This is a genomic window from Pseudomonas sp. C11, assembly GCF_034683865.1.
Taxonomy (GTDB): domain Bacteria; phylum Pseudomonadota; class Gammaproteobacteria; order Pseudomonadales; family Pseudomonadaceae; genus Aquipseudomonas.
Map to the genome: position 1 here is coordinate 317,046 of NZ_JAWIIP010000004.1, position 17,818 is coordinate 334,863.

The following is a 17,818-nucleotide window of genomic DNA, read 5'->3' on the forward strand; positions in this document are numbered from 1 at the left end:
TGAACGACAAGCTCCCCACCCAAGACTGGAGAATCACCATGACCCGCATCGCCGCACTGCCCTTCGAACAAACCGCTGCCAGCGCCCAGGCGCAACTGGAAGGCATCCGCAAGGGCCTCGGTTTCATCCCTAACACCTTCGCTACCCTGGCCAATGCCCCGGCCGCGCTGAGCGGCTACCTGGCGCTGTCCCAGGCGCTCGGCAAGGGCACGCTGAATGCCAAGGCGCGCGAAGTGGTGGCGCTGGCCAGCTCGCAGGTCAACGGCTGCGAATACTGCCTGGCCGCACACACGCTGTTCGCCGGCAAGGCCGGTTTGAGCGAGACGGACATTCGCAGCGCCCGCGATGGCGAGTTCGATGCCGTGGCGCGTCTGACCCGGCAGATCCTCGACAGCAGCGGCCGCATCAGCGATGCGCAGTTGCAGGCTGCACGCGAGGCCGGGCTGAGTGACGCCGCCATCGTCGAAGTGGTAGCCAACGTCGCCTTGATGACGCTGACCAATTACCTCAACAACCTGGCTGAAACCGTTGTCGACTTTCCGCCCGTAGCCGTCTGACGAGACAGGAGGTGCACCATGCAAGCCGTCACTCTTTACACAACCGGCCACTGCCCCTACTGCGTAAACGCCAAGGCGCTGTTGTCCCGCAAGGGCGTGGCCTACGAGGAAATCGACGTGGGCAGTTCGCCACAGCGCCTGGCGGAAATGCTACAGCGCAGCAACCGCCGTAGCGTGCCGCAGATCTTCATCGGCGCGCAGCATGTCGGTGGTTTCGATGATCTCGCCGCGCTGGAGCGTGGCGGCAAGCTGGATGCGCTGCTGCAAGCCTGAGCCCGAATGCGCCGCACGCCTTCGCTTGCGGCGCATGGCTTATCGATCATCGCGCCACGCGCCTGGATCATTTGCGCGTTCATGACAGATCCGCTGCACGGGTCACCTGCTCGAGCACCGAACTCGACAAGCCCCAGCCCATGCACCAGATTTAAGCGAAGTCGCCCCTCATGCTCTGGGCCGGTGCTGCCGATATAGCAAAGGCGGCGCCAAACCGGCATGCTGCGCGCCGCTTATGCCCTCGAACCGGAGCCTTTCCATGAGCCTCGATGCCCTGTCCCTGAAGTCCCGCCTGATCATCGCAGTGGCCATCCCCTGCATTGCCCTGTTGCTGGTAGCGCTGACCAGCCTGAGCAGCATGTCCAGCATGCACCGGGATACGGAAGTGCTCTACCTCAATACCGCCGCGCCGATGCGCGCCATGGCTGAAGCCGCCTCGCGCATCCCGCGTATGCGCGTGGGTATCGACATGATGCTGCTGCAGGACACCCCGCTGCGCGACGAGCGCGGCGTCAAATCCCGCGTGCAGGACGCCCGCAACGAAGACATCCCCGGCATGCGCGAGGCCATGCGCCAGGCCGTAGCCGCCCAGGTCAATCCGGAACGCAAGGCGCAGGCGCAGCAACTGCTCGATCAGTTCGAGACCATGGTCAGCAACGAGCTGAATCCGATGCTCGCCGCCTTCGACGCGGGCGACATGGCCAAGGCGCAACAGATCTATCGCGACCAGTACGCCAAGACCTACGGCGTGATGCGTCAGGGCGCCAACGACCTGCTCGATGCCCTGCTCAAACAGGCCGAGCAACAGAACGAACACAGCGGCAAGAGCTATGACGACGGCCTGACTCGCCAGATCGCCATCATCGCCACCGGCCTGCTGGTGTCGATCATCATTTCCTGGATGATCGTCATCCAGCTGCGCCGTCGCGTCGCCGTGCTGCAGAACAGCCTGGGCCAGGCCGCCGACAACCTGGCACTGGACACCCGCATCGACCTGCCCGGCCAGGACGAGCTGGCGGAGATCGCCCGCAGCTTCAACCAGTTCATCGACAAGGTGCACGGCGCCATGCGCCAGCTCGCCGACAACTCGCGCCAGTTATCCGGTATGGCCCGCGACGTGGCCGAGCGCGCGCGTCTGACCCAGAGCAACTGCACGGCGCAGAGCGACCGCACGGTGCAGGTGGCCACTGCGATCAACGAACTGGGCTCGACCGTCAACGAGATCGCGCGCAACGCCGAGAATGCTGCCGATGTCGCACGCGAAGCGACCCAGCATGCCCGTGACGGCGGCGCGGTGGTCAGCCAGGCGCAGCAGCAGGTCGATGCGCTCAACGGTGAGCTGGAGCAGGCCGCCAGGGTCATCGGCGCGCTGGCGGCGCAGACCGACGCCATCAGCACCACGCTCAACACCATTCGCAGCATTTCCGAACAGACCAACCTGCTCGCCCTCAACGCCGCCATCGAGGCGGCGCGTGCCGGTGAACAGGGCCGTGGCTTTGCCGTGGTGGCCGATGAGGTGCGCACCCTGGCCAGCCGTTCTGGCGCGTCCACCGAGGAAATCCAGCAGGTCATCGACCGCCTGCAGAACGAATCACGCTCGGCCGTCGAAGCCATGGCCAAGGGGCAGCGGCAGAGCGCGCTGGTGGTGGAGTACGCGAGCAAGGCATCGGTGGCGCTGGAACAGATCAACAGCCATATCGGCCAGATCAGCGATCAGAACATTCAGGTCGCCACCGCCACCGAGGAACAGTCCAGCGTGGTCGAGGACATCAACCGCAATATCGTCGACATCAACGAGCTGACCGTCGGCACCACCCATATCGCCGACCAGCTCAACCAGGCCAGCAGCGACCTGCAGGCGCTGTCGAGCCAACTGGACGGGCTGGTAGGCCGCTTCCGCCTGTAAGGCTCAGCGCAGATCCTCGTCGATACGCTGCAGCAGATAATCGTAGAAAGGGTTGGACGTCGCCCGCTGCAGGCTGTCCAGCCCCACCACCAGCACGCCGTGCTCACCGCGCGGCGCCAGCGTCCCCAGCGCCACGCCGTAGTCCTCGCCCGCTACCGGATCACTGCCATACAGCGGATCACTGGGCGGAAACGGCAAGGCCACGTGCGACAGCGAAAACAGCTGACTCGGGTAGTCCACCCCCAGCGACACGCGCTGCATCTGCTGGCTGCCTGCGGCGATACGACGAGCCTCCACCGCACGCCCCTGCTCCGGCGCCACGCCAACCACGGTCAGATCAAAGTCACGCGCGGCCGGTGGCAGCAATTGCTCCAGCAACCCGCTCATATCCGTGCGCAGCAGCGAACTGGCCGCCTGCGAGCGATTGATATCGAACACCACCAACTCGCTGCCGTTGGCCGGCAAGCGTTCGAACAGCTGGTGGACCACCGCTGGCGTACTTACGGTGTTATCGGCCAGTGATTGCAGGGCCAGCACCGGCGGCAGTCGAGCCAGACGGCCATCGGCCTCGGCGGCGTCGAAGGCACTCTGCACCTCGCGGGTCAGCTCGTAGGTCTGCCGCGCCGCGTGCACCGGGAAGGAGTTGTACTTGAACGGATTGAACTCCGGCAGCACGTTCATCCACGCCGACTTGGCGAAGGCCGGCAGGACCGCCGGCAAGGCCGCCAGTCCGGCATAGCGGGCGTAGCTGGTGACGCCGATCATCGGCGAGATCAGCACCAGGCGTTGCGGCATGGCCAAGCGCTCGTCCTCCAGTGCCGCCAGGCTGTAGCGCAGCGCCAATGCCCCGCCATTGGAATAACCGACCAGATACAGCGGCCCGTCCGGCACCTGGCGCCGCGCTTCGCGTACAGCCAGGCGCGTGGTGGCCAGCCATTGCTCCCAATGCGCAGCGGTCAGTGCCGCCGGCACCGTGCCATGGCCAGGCATGCGCGGTACCACGGCAAGCAGGCCCTGCTCGCTCAGATGCTGGGCGATGTGGCGCAGGCTATAGGGCGAGTCGGTCAGGCCATGCAGCAACACCACCACCCCGCGTGCCGGGCCCTGCGGCGGCAGGATGAAGGAGCGGTTCCAGTCACGCGACAGCTTGCCGGGGTAGACCGGGCTATCACTGGCGTAACGGCTGTAGCGCGCCGAACCGGAAGCCGTGACCGGCTCGATCAGCTCACGCTGCAGGCGCTCGAACAGGGCCGCCTCGGCAGCCACGTAGGTCTGCCAGTCGCTCGCGTCCAGCTCGTCTGCTTCCAGCTCCTGCGGCACCAGGCGGTGCCAGGGTTCCAGTTCGGGCAACGACGATAGCCCGGCGATACGAATGCCGAGCAAGGCCACCACGATCAACAACAGCACCACCAGCGTCCAGGCCATCACGTTGCGCATGCGCGGTAAACGCATCCAGCGCCTCCCTTGAAAATCTCTGGCCGGGAAAAATCCGTCCCGGCGACCGGCGGGCGCCTCTAAAAACGTAGGCGAGGCAGCCAGCGCAAGGCAAAAACAGGCGAAAAAGCGCAGTTTACGAGTTGTAAATGAGCATTTTGAGCCTGTTTTTAACGCAGCGATGGCAACGCAGGTAGTTTTTAGAGGTGCCCTGACTCGGGGACTGTAGTGCAAAGCCGCCCACAACCACCACCGGGTTGCTCAATACATATGGATTTCCGTATATTCGCAAACCCGCATATAGGGACTTACCCAATGTCCGAGCACCTCTCCCCGCCCGCGCTGTTCAAATCCCTCGCCGACGAAACCCGCGCCCGCGCCGTACTGCTGATCGCCGATCAGGGCGAGCTGTGCGTCTGCGAGCTGGTCTGCGCACTGGGCGACAGCCAGCCGAAGATCTCCCGCCACCTGGCACAACTGCGCAACAGCGGCCTGCTACAGGATCGCCGCCAGGGCCAGTGGGTGTACTACCGCCTAGCACCAGACCTGCCGCAATGGGTGCGCGACGTGCTGACCAGCACCCTGTCCGCCAACCGCACCTGGCTGGAACAGGACGCCAGCCGCCTCGCCAACATGGGCGACCGCCCTGCCCGCCTCGCCACCTGCTGCTGAGAACACCCCATGCTGATCGCCGTCGCCATCTTCCTGTTCACCCTGATTCTGGTCATCTGGCAGCCGCGAGGCCTGGGCGTCGGCTGGAGCGCCTCGCTCGGCGCCGTGCTGGCCTTGGTCGCCGGCGTGGTCAGCCTGGCCGACATCCCCACCGTGTGGAATATCGTGTGGAATGCCACGGCGACCTTCATCGCCGTAATCATCATCAGCTTGCTGCTCGATGAGGCCGGCTTCTTCGAATGGGCGGCGCTGCACGTGGCGCGCTGGGCCAATGGCAGCGGCGCGCGCCTGTTCGCCTTCAGCATTCTGCTTGGCGCTGCCGTGTCGGCGTTGTTCGCCAACGACGGCGCGGCGCTGATCCTTACCCCCATCGTGATTTCCATGCTGCTGGCGCTGCGCTTCTCGCCGGCCTCGACCCTGGCTTTCGTCATGGCCGCCGGCTTTATCGCCGATACCGCCAGCCTGCCGCTGGTGGTGTCGAATCTGGTCAACATCGTTTCGGCCGACTACTTCAGCATCGGCTTCGGTGCCTACGCCGCGGTGATGGTGCCGGTGAATCTGGTCAGCGTCGCCGCCACCCTCCTAGTGCTGTGGCTGTTCTTCCGCCGCGACATTCCGGCGCGCTACGAGGTGACGGCGTTGCAGGCGCCGAGCCAGGCGATCCGTGACCTCAGCACCTTCAAGGTCGGTTGGGCGGTGCTGTTGACGCTGCTGGTCGGGCTGTTCGCCCTGGAGCCGCTGGGCATCCCCATCAGCGCCGTGGCGGCAGCCTGCGCCGCGTTGCTGTTCGCGGTCGCCGCGCGTGGCAAACGCATCGCCACCGGCAAGGTACTGCGCGAAGCGCCCTGGCAGGTGGTGATCTTCTCCCTCGGCATGTACCTGGTGGTCTACGGCCTGAGCAATGCCGGCCTGACCGCCGAGCTGACCGGCCTGCTCGACGCCTTCGCCGGGTACGGCATCTGGGGCGCGGCACTGGGCACCGGCCTACTCAGCGCGTTGCTGTCGTCGCTGATGAACAACATGCCCAGCGTGCTGATCGGGGCCCTGGCCATCGACGCCAGCCAGGCCAGCGGCGCGGTGCGCGAGGCGATGATCTACGCCAACGTGATCGGCTGCGACCTGGGGCCGAAGATCACCCCCATCGGCAGCCTGGCCACCCTGCTCTGGCTGCATGTACTGGCGCGCAAGGGCATCCGCGTGACCTGGGGTTACTACTTCAAGGTCGGCATCGTGCTTACCCTGCCGGTGCTGCTGCTCACCCTTTCGGCCCTGGCCCTGCGCCTGAGCCTCTGACCTGGAGTCTTGACGATGAAAGTCCTGTTCATGTGCACGGCCAACAGCTGCCGCAGCATCCTCTCCGAAGCCCTGTTCAACCACCTGGCGCCGAGCGAACATCAGGCGGTGAGCTCCGGCAGCTTCCCGCGCGGCGAGGTACTGCCACGCACCCTGGTGACCCTGCGTGAAGCCGGCATTGCCACCGAGGGCCTGAGCAGCAAGGGCAACGATGCCTTCGTCGATTGCCCACCGGATATCGTCATCACCGTCTGCGACAAGGCAGCCGGCGAGGCCTGCCCGGTGTACTTCGGCCCGGCGCTGAAAGCCCACTGGGGCCTGGCCGACCCGTCCGATGCCAGCGGCAGCGAAGCCGAGATCAGCGCCGCCTTCCACGCCACCCTGGCGAAGATCGAAGCGCGCTGCCGCGCCTTCCTCGCCTTGCCCCTGGCGGACATGAACCGCAACGAGCTACAGCAGGCGCTGAATGAAATCGGCCAAGCGTGAAAGCACTCCCGTAAAGCGCCCCCGCCCAGTGGGAGGCGCTTTAGCGGCGACAATCGCGGCTGCGACTGCATGGATGCAGGAGGTAGAGCGAAGCAGGATGCCAGAGCCGAAAGCCGCTCCTACGAAGTTGACGTAGTCTGGCTAGAGCGGAGCGAAACCCAGGCTATATGTCCACCGGCAGGGGGATGTGAAGAGCGCACCCAACCTACGACAAAACCCCGTGAGAAGGACTTCAGCCACGACAATCGCAGCTGAAGCCCCTCCCACAGCGCCGAGGTCAGATACCGGCGACCACCGCGCAGATGCCCTGCGCGCTGCCGGCGAACTGGCTGCACAGGTGATTGATGGAGGTCACCAATACCTGTTCGGGCGAGGAGATGAAATCCACCGACATCATCACGCTGAGCATGGTGATGGTGACGATGGAGAAGGTGAACAGCTTGCGCGCCCACACTCGATCATCGGCGGCTTTGTAGCCCGACACGCCCATCCACAGCCAGTAGGCGCCGCTCAGCGCGGCGACCACGAAGTAGCTGTAGCCGGCGTAGCCGCTGAGCGTCAGCATCAGGGTCGCGACCACGAAGGCGGCGATGTACAGCACGATCTGCCGCTTGGCAGCCGAGATCCCCTTGATGACGGGCAGCACCGGGATGTTCGCGGCCTGGTAGTCATTGAAACGGAAGATGGCGATGGCATAGGAATGCGGCATCTGCCACAGGCTGAAGATCAACAACAGGATGGCGGCGCCAGCGTCGAACTCGTTGCTCACCGCGCAGTAGCCGACCACGGGCGGAGCCGCCCCGGACAGGCTGCCGACCAGGGTGCCGTACACCGAGCCACGCTTGAGCCACAGGCTGTAGAGGCCGACGTAGACCACGAAGCCCATGAGCACCAGCATCACCGCCAGGGTGTTGGTGGCGGCATACAGCAGTGCCACCCCCGCCACCCCGAGCACGCAGGCATAGACGATGGCGTGCACAGGGGACACCAGCCCCTGCGCCAGCACCCGGTTACGGGTGCGTTCCATCTTCTGGTCGATGTCCCTATCGATGTAGTTGTTGAACACGCAGCCTGAGGCGATCACCAACGAAACCCCGAGCGCCGTCGCAAGGTACAGCGCCAGGTTCGCATCGCCACGCGAAGCCAGGAAAAAACCACCCGTCACGGAAATCAGATTCCCGAAGACGATGCCCGGCTTGGCGAGGTTGAGGTACTGCTTCAGGAGCGCCAGCATCAGTTGATCATCATGTGATAGTGCATGCTCCACATGATCCAGACCGACAGGCCCACCACGAACGCGATGATCAACACGGTGAAGATCATCGAAATCACGTTCCAGCGGCCTTCCTCGTCCGTTTTCAAGTGCAGGAAATACACGAGGTGAACAAGAACCTGTACCAGACCGAACAGCACCACGGTGATCAGGGTCGCGCCACGGCTCAGACCCAGCACTTCAGGGTGCATGACCAGGGCGAAGGGAATCACGGTGAGGATCACCGACAGGATGAAACCGGTCAGGTAGTCCTTGAAGCCCACGGCGTGAGCGGCGTGATTGTCTTGGTGAGCCATTTACAGCACCCCCATCAGGTAGACGACGGTAAACACGCAGATCCACACCACGTCGAGGAAGTGCCAGAACAGGCTGAGCAGCCCCACGCGGGTCTTGTTGGTGTCGGTCAGGCCACGGCTGCCAACCTGGAACATCAGCACCAGCATCCACAGCAGGCCGGCACTGACGTGCAGACCGTGGGTGCCCACCAGAGTGAAGAACGCCGACCAGTAAGCGCTGGTCTGCGGACCGGCACCTTCATGGATCAGGTGGCGGAACTCATACAGCTCGATGCTGATGAAGGCCACGCCGAACAGGAAGGTGATGCCCAACCAGCGCAGTACGGCGCCCTTGTCGCCACGGTAAGTGGCGAGCATGGCCATGCCATAGGTGATACTGGAAAACAGCAGGGCAAAGGTTTCCACCAGCACCAGATGCAGGCCGCCGCCGAGCATTTCCTTCGCGGTGGGACCACCGGCGAAGGAGTTGCTCAGCACCGCGAAGGTGGCGAACACCGTGGCGAAGATCAGCAGGTCGGTCATCAGGTAAACCCAGAAGCCGAACAGCTTGATTCCACTGGTGTCGTGGTGGTGCTCATGGCCATCGTGGCCATGAGCGTCATGTGAATAGTGGGGTTCGTAAGCGGTCATGGTTAGGCCTGTACGACTGCGTTGGCTTTGGTTTGATGGTGCGCCTGCTCGATCCGCGCGATCTCTTCAGGCTGCACGTAGTAGTCGATGTCTTCGTCGTAGGAACGCACGATGAAGCTGGCGACAGCGCCGACCAGGCCAACGATGGCAAGCCACCAGATGTGCCAGATCATGGCGAAACCGAACGCGATGATGAAACCTGCCACCACCAGACCATTGCCGGTGTTCTTCGGCATGTGGATCGGCTCGTAGTGCTCAGGCGCAGGCATCAGCTCGACACCGTTCTTCTTCGCCTCGTAGAAGGCGTCGATCTTGTCCGCCGTCGGGATGACCGCGAAGTTGTAGAACGGAGGCGGCGAGGAAGTCGCCCATTCCAGGGTGCGGCCATCCCACGGGTCGCCGGTCACGTCGCGGTTTTCCTTGCGCTTGACGTAGCTGGTGAGGAACTGCACCACGGTGAAGACGATGCCGATACCGATCAGCACGGCGCCGACCACGGCCACCTGAATCCACGGCACCCAGGCCGGGTTGTCGAAGTGGTTCAGACGACGGGTCATGCCCATAAAGCCCAGCACGTACAGCGGCATGAAGGCGAAGTAGAAGCCCAGCAGCCAGCACCAGAAGGAGTAACGACCGAAGCGGTCGATCAGCTTGTAACCGAAGGCTTTCGGGAACCAGTAGATGATGCCGGCCAGGTAGCCGAACACCGCACCACCGATGATCACGTTATGGAAGTGGGCGATCAGGAACAGGCTGTTGTGCAGCACGAAGTCAGCAGCCGGTACCGCCATCAGCACACCGGTCATACCACCGATGGAGAAGGTCACGAGGAAGCCCAGGGTCATCCAGGTCATGGCGTTCAGTTGCAGACGGCCACGGAAGATGGTGAACAGCCAGGTGAAGATCTTCACCCCGGTCGGGATCGCGATGATCGAGGTCATGATGCCGAAGAAGGCGTTGACGCTGGCACCGGAACCCATGGTGAAGAAGTGGTGCAGCCACACCACGAACGACAGCACGCCAATGGCCGCGGTCGCCCACACCATCGAGGCATAGCCGAACAGGGTCTTGCGCGAGAAGGTCGCGACCACTTCGGAGAACACACCGAACGCCGGCAGAATCAGGATGTACACCTCGGGGTGACCCCAGACCCAGAACAGGTTGGCGTACATCATCGGGTTGCCGCCCAGTTCATTGGTGAAGAAGTGGAAATCCAGGTAGCGGTCGAGCGACAGCATCGCCAGGGTAGCGGTCAGCGGAGGGAAGGCGCCGCAGATCAGCACGCAGGTGACCAGAATGGTCCAGGTGAAGATCGGCATCTTCATCAGGCTCATGCCCGGTGCACGCATCTTGAGGATGGTGGCGATGAAGTTGACCCCGGTCAGGGTCGTACCCAAGCCCGATAGCTGCATGCTCCAGATGTAGTAATCCATCCCCACGCCTGGACTGTACTGAATCCCTGATAACGGCGGATAAGCCACCCAGCCGGTCTTGGCGAACTCGCCCAGACCCAGCGACAGGTTGATCAGCAGCGCGCCACCGACGAACAGCCAGAAGCTCAGCGAGTTCAGGTAGGGGAAGGCCACGTCACGTGCGCCGATCTGCAGCGGCACGACGATGTTCATCAGGCCGGTGACCAGTGGCATGGCCACGAAGATCAGCATGATGATGCCGTGCGCGGTGAAGATCTGGTCGTAGTGCTCGGGCGGCAGGTAGCCCTGGCCGTCACCGTGCGCCATCGCCAGGTGGGTACGCATCATGATGGCGTCGGCGAAACCACGCACCAGCATGACCAGGCCGACGAGGATGTACATCACGCCGATTTTCTTGTGGTCCACCGAGGTGAGCCACTCTTTCCACAGGTAGCCCCACTTCTTGAAGTAGGTCAGCGCCGCGAACAGACCCAGACCACCCAGCGCCACAATGGCCAGGGTGATCATGATGATCGGCTCGTGATACGGCACCGCATCCAGAGTCAGTTTTCCAAACATATTCATTCCTGCACCTCCGCTGCTTCGCGCATGGCCGTGCTATGCGAATCTTTCAGGGTCACGTACTGGCCGATCACCTTGTTGAACAGGTTCGGTTCAACCTGGCCGAAGTAACGGATCGGATAGATCGGGTAGCGATGGTTGACCATCTCGCCCGGCTCACCCACCTGCTTGAAGGTGGCGAAGTCCATGACTTCAGGCGATTGCTTGACCTTGTCGACCCACTGCGCGAAGCCTTCGTCGCTGACCGAGTGAGTGGTGAAGCGCATAGCCGAGAAGCCTTCGCCGCTGAAGTTGCCGGACTGGCCGAAGAACTCACCCTGCTCGTTGGCGATCAGGTTGAGCTGGGTACGCTGGCCGCCCATGGCGTAGATCATGCCGCCCAGTTGCGGGATCGACAGCGCGTTCATCACCGTGTCGGAGGTGATGTGGAAGGTCACCGGGGTCTTCTCCGGGATGACCAGTTCATTGACCACGGCCACGCCTTGATCCGGGTAGATGAACAGCCATTTCCAGTCGAGCGAGACGACTTCGATGTTCAGCGCGGGTTTGTCCGATTCGATCGGGCGATAGGGATCGAGCGAATGCGAGGTTTCCCAGATGATGACCGCCAGAACCGCGACGATGATCAGCGGGACGCCCCAGACGACCAGTTCGATCTTGTGCGAGTGTGCCCAGTCGGGCATGTAGGTGGCCTTCTCGTTCGACTCGCGATAACGCCAGCCAAACCAGAAGGTCATGATGATCACGGGGATGACCACGATCAGCATGAGACCAATGGAGATCAGGATGAGGTTGCCCTGCTCGACACCGATCTGCCCTTTCGAGTTGAACAGTGCCCAGTCACATCCACCGAGCGCTGAGAAGGCAATTGCCATCACCAGCCAGCGCACCAAACGATGGTACTTCTCTTCTTTCATGTCACGACCTTCAACTGAGTGATTTCCCACATTCAGGCTTCGGTCGCCGAGCAGCCCACAAGAAGACTGCCCGCAGGTACTCGTAGCTTGAGCATCCATGCAAGCGAAGCGACAGAACAGTGGGATTGCGCGATGTTGAAGGCTACAAGCGCCTCGCACAATTAATTAGCAGCCTATTCATAAGCCCGCTGCGCACCCCTCAGACACATATTTCGCAACATATGCGCAAAGTTTTGAAACACTTGCCGACACGTACCCAGCAAAGAAGCCAAAGGTGCGACAAATGATCACACCCCCGTTTTAGAGCTGTTTGACAGCTAATTGACAGGAATCATTGACTCGTTTTTTTGCCTGAGCAGGAAGGGGGCCATTTCTTGACATTGGCCAGAAATCGACTAGCGGCGTTCGATGATGACGTTGCGGGTTAACCATGCGAGCAACGGCAGGAGCCGCGCCCTGCAGTGTGCAACCCGTAGCCCGGATGCAATCCGGGGGCAATGGTGCGCCCCAAAGCATCGCGGCTAAAGCGGAATGCCGCCCAGCCGCTCCCACAGGTGTACACCCGTCCCGTAGGAGCGGCTTTAGCCGCGATAGCTCTACCTACCCGAACGATTCGATAGGCGCCCAGATCGCACCCGTTTCGCGCAATTGCCGCCAGCTGGGACATCCGTGGGAAGGGCTGTTGTGGGAACTGTGGGAGGGGCTTCAGCCGCGACAAGCATCGCGGCTAAAGCCCCTCCCACAGGCAACCGCGTAGCCCGGATGCAATCCGGGGGTAATGGTGCGCCCAAAAACATCGCGACTGAAATACGGGCCTTGAGTAAACCTGTAGGAGCGGCTGGGCGGCATTCCGTTTCAGCCGCGATCGCTCTATCCAGCCCCGTAACAGGCCTAAGCCACTACTTCCACGCGCAATAACAACCCACCGCCAACCCACTGGCCAGGGACACCTGGCGCCCCTGGGTCAGTGCATCGAGCACCGGCTCGACGAAGCTGTTGCTGGAGTTGCACACCAACCCCTCGCTGTAAGGCCCGGCATAAGCCAGCTTGCCGTCGCGATCCCAGATCGCCAGGGCCGGGCTGGCCGGCAGTGACTCCATGCCCTCGATGCCCGGCAAAGGCTTCATTCGCCCACGCAGAAACGGCGCAATCTCACCCTTGCTGCCCGGCTTCTGCACGCTATAGAACTCGACATCGGCATTGCGGTGCAGGCCGATCAGGTAGCGCAGATGCGCGTCGGTTTCCGCGTTGCAGGGGCAGTCCGGATCCCAGAAGTGCACCACGCGAATCGGGCCGGGGCCGGCCAGTTCCGGCGGCAGCTTCAACTCGCCCTGGCCGAAGATCACCGTCTGTTCGGCGTAGGGCCGCAGATAGGCCGCGCCGCTGAACCACCAGATCAACACGATTGCCGCCAAGACCACGGCAAAGAAGCCCAGCACAAAGTGCTTGAGCGTCAGGCGGCTGAACACACTCATGGTTTTTCGCCGAACTTACGCAAGAACTGCTTTTCCATTTCCTGGCAGCTTTCCACAGTGAAGGCACGTTCACTGTCGGCGCCCTTGGTGCGCTCCCAGCAGGCGGCGATGGCCGCGCGCTCACCCGCTTCGATCTCGCCACCCTGCGGGCGGGTGACGAAGTAGATAAAACCGGCAACCAACGAAATGACAAACAACAGCCCCAACACAAACAGCCCCAGGCAGCCACTGCGGCTCAGCCCAGCGTTTTCATCTTTTGCGCTCATGTCTCACTTCAACCTTCACAGTGGAACCCACTTCGAATCGGGCGCCAGGCGCCCTACCCTGCCGCGCCGGCCCGGGCAGTGAAGCCCAGGCCACGCCGATCATGCTTCAACCAGCGTCCACTGCTTGCTCAGGCGTTTGTCCGATACCGCCATCTTGGTACCCAGTTGCTGGGCGAACAGCGACACGCGGTACTCCTCCAGCATCCAGCGATACAGCGTGAGTTGCGCATCACGCTTGCCTTCCTGGGCATGTTTGGCAGCACGCGCCTTGTACTGTTCCCAGTAGCCGGTGATTTCGCCCGTCCATACGCGGTCACGCTGTACCTGCGCGCCAACCTTGTCCAGGCGCTGCTCGATGGCCTTCAGATAACGCGGGATTTCCTTGAGCCACTCGCCCGGCGTCTCGCGCACGAAGCCGGCATAGACCAGATTGGCCAGTTGCAGCTTGATGTCGTTGAGCGCCATGGCCTGGGCCAGGTCGATCTTGCCCTTGAAGCGCTTCTGCAGACCATGGTGCAGCTTGAGAACCTCCAGCACCAAACGGGCAATGCGCTCGGCATGCGCCGTCCAGTCGCCGCGCTTGCGTTCAGCCAGTTGCGCCAACGCCGCGCCGTCGCGCGGTAACGTCGCTTCGCCTTCGAGGATGCAGGCATCCAGGCTGGCCAGCAAAATGTCCTCGACCAGCGCCTCGACGCGGCCAATGTCGCGATACAGCAGACCCAGCTCGGTCAGCCCCGGCAGCTTGCCGCGCAGGAATTTGGCCTGCTCGGCCAGTTGTTGCAACAGCAGACGTTGCAGGGCACGGCGATGCTGGAAGTCGGCTTCGGCCTGGGTCGGGAAGCGCCCTTCCTTGACCACCCCCGGCTCTCTATCAGAACCGCTCCCGGCAGCTTCCACCAACGCCGGATAAACCGTCATGGAGAGGCCGGCGATCTTCTGCTGGGCCTTCTCGGCCACCTCGGCGAAGGCCTTGGCCTCCACCGCTTTCGGCTTGTCGCTCTGCTGCGGGATGGCCAACGCAGCCTGGCTGGCCTCGGCGAAACGTGCGGTCAGCTCGGCCAGGTCGCGGCCTTCACCGAGGAACTTGCCGCGCGCATCCACCACCTCGATATTCATCTTCAGGTGGTTTTCCAGGCTTTCAGCCGCTTCCGCCCAGGCCTCCTCGGATACCCGCGCGCCGGTCATGCGCAGCAGCTCGGTGCCAAGTGCCTGAGGCAGCGAACCCTGGCCGAACACCAGCTTGTCCAACGCGGCACCGACGAAGTCCGGCACCGGCACGAAGTTCTTGCGCAACGCCTTGGGCAGGCCGCGTACCAGGGCGATGCACTTGGCCTCCAGCAGCCCCGGCACCAGCCATTCCAGGCGCTCGGGCTGCAGTTGCGGCAACAGCGGCGCCGGCACGCGCAGGGTCACGCCGTCACGCGGGTGATTGGGCTCGAAGTGATAGCTCAGCGGCAGTTGCAGCTCGCCGATGCGCAGAGTGTCCGGGTACTGCGCGGCGGTGACTTCCTTGGCATCGCGGGCCAGGGCGTCTTCCTCGCGCATGATCAGCAGTTGCGCGTCGGCAGCGCTACCTTTCTTGTACCAGCTCTCGAAACTCGCGGCCTGGTAGATGTCCTGCGGGATGCGCGCCTCGTAGTAGCCGAACAGGGTTTCCTCGTCGGCGAGAATGTCGCGGCGGCGCGACTTGGCCTCCAGCTCGTCGAGGCGTTCGAGCAACTGGCGGTTGGCGGTCAGACAGCGCACGCGGCTGTTGATCTCGCCACGCACCAACCCTTCACGAATGAACATCTCGCGCGCCACCGGCGGGTCGATGGGGCCGTAATGCACAGGGCGGCGGCCGACGATGATCATGCCGTACAGGGTGACCTGCTCGTACGCCACCACCTGGCCGCGCTTCTTCTCCCAGTGCGGTTCCAGATGGTTCTTCTTCACCAGATGCGCGGCCAGCGGCTCGATCCAGTCCGGCTCGATCTTCGCCACCATACGGGCGAACAGCTTGGTGGTTTCCACCAGCTCGGCGGCCATGATCCAGTTGGGCTTCTTGCGCCCGATCACGCTGGACGGGTGAATCCAGAAGCGTCGCTGGCGCGCGCCGAGGTAGTCGCCCTCCTCGGTCTTCTGGCCGATCTGGCTGAGTAGACCGGCGAGAATCGCCTTGTGCACGGCGGCGTAGTTCTTCGCCCGCACCGCCGCCTCGCTGGCCTCGGCCTGTTGGCGGGCGATGGCGTTGACGCGGGTGTCCTTGGTCGGTTGCGGCGTGTTCGCCGTTTGCTCGCTCTGCGCGTCTGAGCGGTTCTGCCCGCCCTTGCCCATCAACTGCAGATCACGGGCGATCAGCACCAGTTGCCGGTGCGCATCGCGCCACTCGCGCAGGCGCATGTAGTTGAGGAAGTTCTTCTTGCACCAGGTGCGCAGCGGGTTGCTGCCCAGCTCCTGGCGCTTCTCCTCGAAGCCGCGCCACAGGTTGATCAGCGCGGCGAAGTCTGAATCCACATCCTTCCACTGCGCATGCGCCTGGTCGGCGGCCTGCTGGCGATCCATCGGTCGCTCACGCGGGTCCTGCACCGACAGCGCAGCGGCGACGATCAGGATTTCCTCCAGGCTACCCTGCTTGGCGCCTTCGAGCACCATGCGCCCCAGGCGCGGGTCGATGGGCAGGCGCGCCAGTTGCCGGCCGATGGGCGTGAGCTGGCTTTCGCGGTTGACCGCCGACAGCTCCTGCAACAGGTTGAAGCCGTCGCTGATGGCCTTGCCGTCTGGCGGCTCGATAAAGGGGAAGTCCTCGATGCTGCCCAGGCGCAGGTGCAGCATCTGCAGGATCACCGCCGCCAGGTTGGTGCGCAGAATCTCCGGGTCGGTAAATTCCGGGCGCCCGAGAAAATCCTCCTCGCTGTACAAACGAATGCAGATACCCGGCTCGACCCGCCCGCAGCGGCCCTTGCGCTGGTTGGCGCTGGCCTGCGACACCGGCTCGATGGGCAGGCGCTGTACCTTGGCGCGGTAACTGTAGCGGCTGATGCGTGCCGTGCCGCTGTCGATCACGTAGCGGATGCCAGGCACGGTCAGCGAGGTTTCCGCGACGTTGGTGGCCAGCACGATCTTGCGCCCGGCCATAGGCGCGAAAATCTTCTGCTGCTCGGCCGGCGTCAACCGTGCATACAGCGGCAGCACCTCGGTAAACCGCAGGTTGGCCTTGCGCAGCACCTCGGCGGCCTCGCGGATTTCGCGCTCGCCGGGCAGGAACACCAGCACGTCGCCAGGGCGCTGGCCCACGCTGCGCTCGTGCTCGGCGATCTCTTCCAGCGCGGCGAGAATACCCTGGTCGATGGACAAGTCATCGAGCAGACGCTCGCCCTCCTCGCCCTCCTCGTCCACCTCGGCCGCCTCGGCCGCCAGCGGGCGATACCAGGTTTCCACCGGGTAGGTGCGACCGGACACCTCGATGATCGGCGCGTCGTTGAAGTGCTTGGAAAAGCGCTCCAGATCGATGGTCGCCGAGGTGATGATCAGCTTCAGATCCGGGCGGCGCGGCAGCAGGGTCTTCAGGTAGCCGAGCAGGAAGTCGATATTGAGGCTACGTTCGTGTGCCTCGTCGACGATGATGGTGTCGTACTTTTCCAGAAAGCGGTCGTGCTGGGTCTCGGCGAGCAGGATGCCGTCGGTCATCAGCTTGATCAGCGTGCCGTCCTTGCTCTGATCCTCGAAACGCACCTGATAACCGACCAGCTCACCCAGCGGCGTGCCGATCTCTTCCGCTACCCGAGTCGCCACACTGCGCGCCGCCAGCCGACGCGGCTGGGTATGACCGATCAGGCCATGCACGCCCCGACCGATCTCCAGGCAGATCTTCGGCAACTGCGTGGTCTTGCCCGAACCGGTCTCACCGGCAATCACCACCACCTGGCTCTTCTCCAGCGCGGCCTTGATCTCGTCGCGCTTGGCAGCAATCGGCAACGCATCGTCGTAGCGCATCGCCGGAATGCTGCTGCGCCGCGCCGCCACCTTGTCGCTGGACGCCTGAAAACGCTCCAGCCACTGCGCCAGCTTGGCCTCATCGGGCTGCTTCTGCAGCTCATGCAACTGCCGGCGCAAGCGATGGCGCTCGGCGATCATGACGTGGTCGAGTTTCTTCTGCAGCGTGGCGAGGTCAGTCATCTGGATCGGGGCAATCAGGGCAAAGGCGGGATTGTCGCAGATTACGCCTCAAGGCGGGCAGGTCATCCCGCGTAGGAAGAACGAGAGATCAAGGCGTAAGGGAACGGCGGGTTTCGGCCCAGACCGTGTAAAAACGCAGCAAGTGATGGCAATCAACTGCCGGTGGATTTTCTCAGCGTCCAGAAGGC

15 protein-coding genes and 1 pseudogene are annotated in these 17,818 nt (G+C 63.3%); 7 read left to right on the top strand and 9 right to left on the bottom strand.

All coding sequences use genetic code 11. The features are described 5' to 3' along the window. Positions 1 to 38: 38 nt before the first annotated feature. The 4 genes and pseudogenes from VC352_RS09455 to VC352_RS25400 all read left to right on the top strand — a co-directional run bounded on the left by VC352_RS09455 (position 39) and on the right by VC352_RS25400 (position 2,736). A complete protein-coding gene (locus VC352_RS09455) occupies positions 39 to 557 on the top strand; it encodes a carboxymuconolactone decarboxylase family protein (RefSeq protein WP_322979318.1) in 519 nt (172 codons plus the stop codon). 18 nt (positions 558 to 575) lie between these two features. After that, positions 576 to 830 carry a glutaredoxin 3 gene (grxC, locus tag VC352_RS09460; RefSeq protein WP_322979319.1) on the top strand — a complete coding sequence of 85 codons (255 nt, stop codon included), beginning with the start codon at positions 576 to 578 and terminating at the stop codon, positions 828 to 830. 259 nt (positions 831 to 1,089) lie between these two features. After that, positions 1,090 to 1,878: pseudogene (locus tag VC352_RS25395) on the top strand (MCP four helix bundle domain-containing protein); the annotation flags it as partial. A 57-nt stretch (positions 1,879 to 1,935) separates the two neighbouring features. After that, on the top strand, positions 1,936 to 2,736 hold the full coding sequence (locus tag VC352_RS25400) for a methyl-accepting chemotaxis protein (protein WP_416340131.1): 801 nt from the start codon (positions 1,936 to 1,938) through the stop codon (positions 2,734 to 2,736). 3 nt (positions 2,737 to 2,739) lie between these two features. On the opposite strand, the gene VC352_RS09470 is transcribed toward VC352_RS25400, so the two are convergent. Next, positions 2,740 to 4,188, bottom strand: coding sequence for an alpha/beta hydrolase (locus VC352_RS09470; protein ID WP_322979321.1), 1,449 nt, complete (start codon positions 4,186 to 4,188; stop codon positions 2,740 to 2,742). 297 nt (positions 4,189 to 4,485) lie between these two features. Here VC352_RS09470 and VC352_RS09475 point away from each other — a divergent pair, with 297 nt between their 5' ends. Genes VC352_RS09475 through VC352_RS09485 form a run of 3 tightly spaced genes read left to right on the top strand, consistent with a single transcriptional unit; the run spans position 4,486 to position 6,621 of the window. Next, positions 4,486 to 4,842 (top strand): metalloregulator ArsR/SmtB family transcription factor, encoded by a 357-nt coding sequence (locus VC352_RS09475; RefSeq protein WP_322979322.1) that lies wholly within the window; start codon positions 4,486 to 4,488, stop codon positions 4,840 to 4,842. Positions 4,843 to 4,851: 9 nt separating this feature from the next. Continuing rightward, entirely contained in the window at positions 4,852 to 6,135 is a 1,284-nt protein-coding gene (locus tag VC352_RS09480; protein ID WP_322979323.1) for an arsenic transporter, read from the top strand. Between the two features lie 15 nt (positions 6,136 to 6,150). Next, a complete protein-coding gene (locus VC352_RS09485) occupies positions 6,151 to 6,621 on the top strand; it encodes an arsenate reductase ArsC (protein ID WP_322979324.1) in 471 nt (156 codons plus the stop codon). A gap of 277 nt (positions 6,622 to 6,898) precedes the next feature. On the opposite strand, the gene cyoE is transcribed toward VC352_RS09485, so the two are convergent. From cyoE to hrpA, 8 genes are all read right to left on the bottom strand, one after another. Further along, the gene (gene cyoE, locus VC352_RS09490; protein ID WP_322979325.1) at positions 6,899 to 7,855 is read right to left on the bottom strand and encodes a heme o synthase; all 957 of its coding nucleotides are present in this window, start codon (positions 7,853 to 7,855) and stop codon (positions 6,899 to 6,901) included. Then, on the bottom strand, positions 7,855 to 8,190 hold the full coding sequence (gene cyoD / locus VC352_RS09495; protein WP_143510363.1) for a cytochrome o ubiquinol oxidase subunit IV: 336 nt from the start codon (positions 8,188 to 8,190) through the stop codon (positions 7,855 to 7,857). The genes cyoE and cyoD overlap by 1 nt, the downstream gene beginning before the upstream one ends. Next, the gene (gene cyoC / locus VC352_RS09500) at positions 8,191 to 8,820 is read right to left on the bottom strand and encodes a cytochrome o ubiquinol oxidase subunit III (protein WP_322979326.1); all 630 of its coding nucleotides are present in this window, start codon (positions 8,818 to 8,820) and stop codon (positions 8,191 to 8,193) included. A gap of 2 nt (positions 8,821 to 8,822) precedes the next feature. Continuing rightward, complete coding sequence (gene cyoB / locus VC352_RS09505) at positions 8,823 to 10,811, bottom strand: cytochrome o ubiquinol oxidase subunit I (RefSeq protein ID WP_322979335.1); 1,989 nt, start codon at positions 10,809 to 10,811, stop codon at positions 8,823 to 8,825. Between the two features lie 2 nt (positions 10,812 to 10,813). Beyond that, positions 10,814 to 11,731 carry a ubiquinol oxidase subunit II gene (gene cyoA / locus VC352_RS09510; RefSeq protein ID WP_322979327.1) on the bottom strand — a complete coding sequence of 306 codons (918 nt, stop codon included), beginning with the start codon at positions 11,729 to 11,731 and terminating at the stop codon, positions 10,814 to 10,816. Positions 11,732 to 12,630: 899 nt separating this feature from the next. After that, a complete protein-coding gene (locus VC352_RS09515) occupies positions 12,631 to 13,206 on the bottom strand; it encodes a DUF6436 domain-containing protein (RefSeq protein WP_322979328.1) in 576 nt (191 codons plus the stop codon). Further along, entirely contained in the window at positions 13,203 to 13,472 is a 270-nt protein-coding gene (locus VC352_RS09520; RefSeq protein ID WP_061243263.1) for a hypothetical protein, read from the bottom strand. Before VC352_RS09520 ends, VC352_RS09515 begins: the two co-directional genes overlap by 4 nt. Before the next feature lie 99 nt (positions 13,473 to 13,571). Then, positions 13,572 to 17,630 carry an ATP-dependent RNA helicase HrpA gene (gene hrpA / locus VC352_RS09525; protein WP_322979329.1) on the bottom strand — a complete coding sequence of 1,353 codons (4,059 nt, stop codon included), beginning with the start codon at positions 17,628 to 17,630 and terminating at the stop codon, positions 13,572 to 13,574. Between the last annotated feature and the right edge of the window lie 188 nt (positions 17,631 to 17,818).

What these genes read in the sequence shown, in the direction of transcription:
- cyoB (WP_322979335.1), bottom strand. Translation starts at nt 10,811, where the DNA reads ATGTTTGGAAAACTGACTCTGGATGCGGTGCCGTATCACGAGCCGATC.
- hrpA (WP_322979329.1), bottom strand. Translation starts at nt 17,630, where the DNA reads ATGACTGACCTCGCCACGCTGCAGAAGAAACTCGACCACGTCATGATC.
- grxC (WP_322979319.1), top strand. Translation starts at nt 576, where the DNA reads ATGCAAGCCGTCACTCTTTACACAACCGGCCACTGCCCCTACTGCGTA.
- VC352_RS09480 (WP_322979323.1), top strand. Translation starts at nt 4,852, where the DNA reads ATGCTGATCGCCGTCGCCATCTTCCTGTTCACCCTGATTCTGGTCATC.
- VC352_RS25400 (WP_416340131.1), top strand. Translation starts at nt 1,936, where the DNA reads ATGGCCCGCGACGTGGCCGAGCGCGCGCGTCTGACCCAGAGCAACTGC.
- VC352_RS09485 (WP_322979324.1), top strand. Translation starts at nt 6,151, where the DNA reads ATGAAAGTCCTGTTCATGTGCACGGCCAACAGCTGCCGCAGCATCCTC.
- cyoA (WP_322979327.1), bottom strand. Translation starts at nt 11,731, where the DNA reads ATGAAAGAAGAGAAGTACCATCGTTTGGTGCGCTGGCTGGTGATGGCA.
- cyoE (WP_322979325.1), bottom strand. Translation starts at nt 7,855, where the DNA reads ATGCTGGCGCTCCTGAAGCAGTACCTCAACCTCGCCAAGCCGGGCATC.
- cyoD (WP_143510363.1), bottom strand. Translation starts at nt 8,190, where the DNA reads ATGGCTCACCAAGACAATCACGCCGCTCACGCCGTGGGCTTCAAGGAC.
- VC352_RS09475 (WP_322979322.1), top strand. Translation starts at nt 4,486, where the DNA reads ATGTCCGAGCACCTCTCCCCGCCCGCGCTGTTCAAATCCCTCGCCGAC.
- VC352_RS09515 (WP_322979328.1), bottom strand. Translation starts at nt 13,206, where the DNA reads ATGAGTGTGTTCAGCCGCCTGACGCTCAAGCACTTTGTGCTGGGCTTC.
- cyoC (WP_322979326.1), bottom strand. Translation starts at nt 8,820, where the DNA reads ATGACCGCTTACGAACCCCACTATTCACATGACGCTCATGGCCACGAT.
- VC352_RS09470 (WP_322979321.1), bottom strand. Translation starts at nt 4,188, where the DNA reads ATGCGTTTACCGCGCATGCGCAACGTGATGGCCTGGACGCTGGTGGTG.
- VC352_RS09520 (WP_061243263.1), bottom strand. Translation starts at nt 13,472, where the DNA reads ATGAGCGCAAAAGATGAAAACGCTGGGCTGAGCCGCAGTGGCTGCCTG.
- VC352_RS09455 (WP_322979318.1), top strand. Translation starts at nt 39, where the DNA reads ATGACCCGCATCGCCGCACTGCCCTTCGAACAAACCGCTGCCAGCGCC.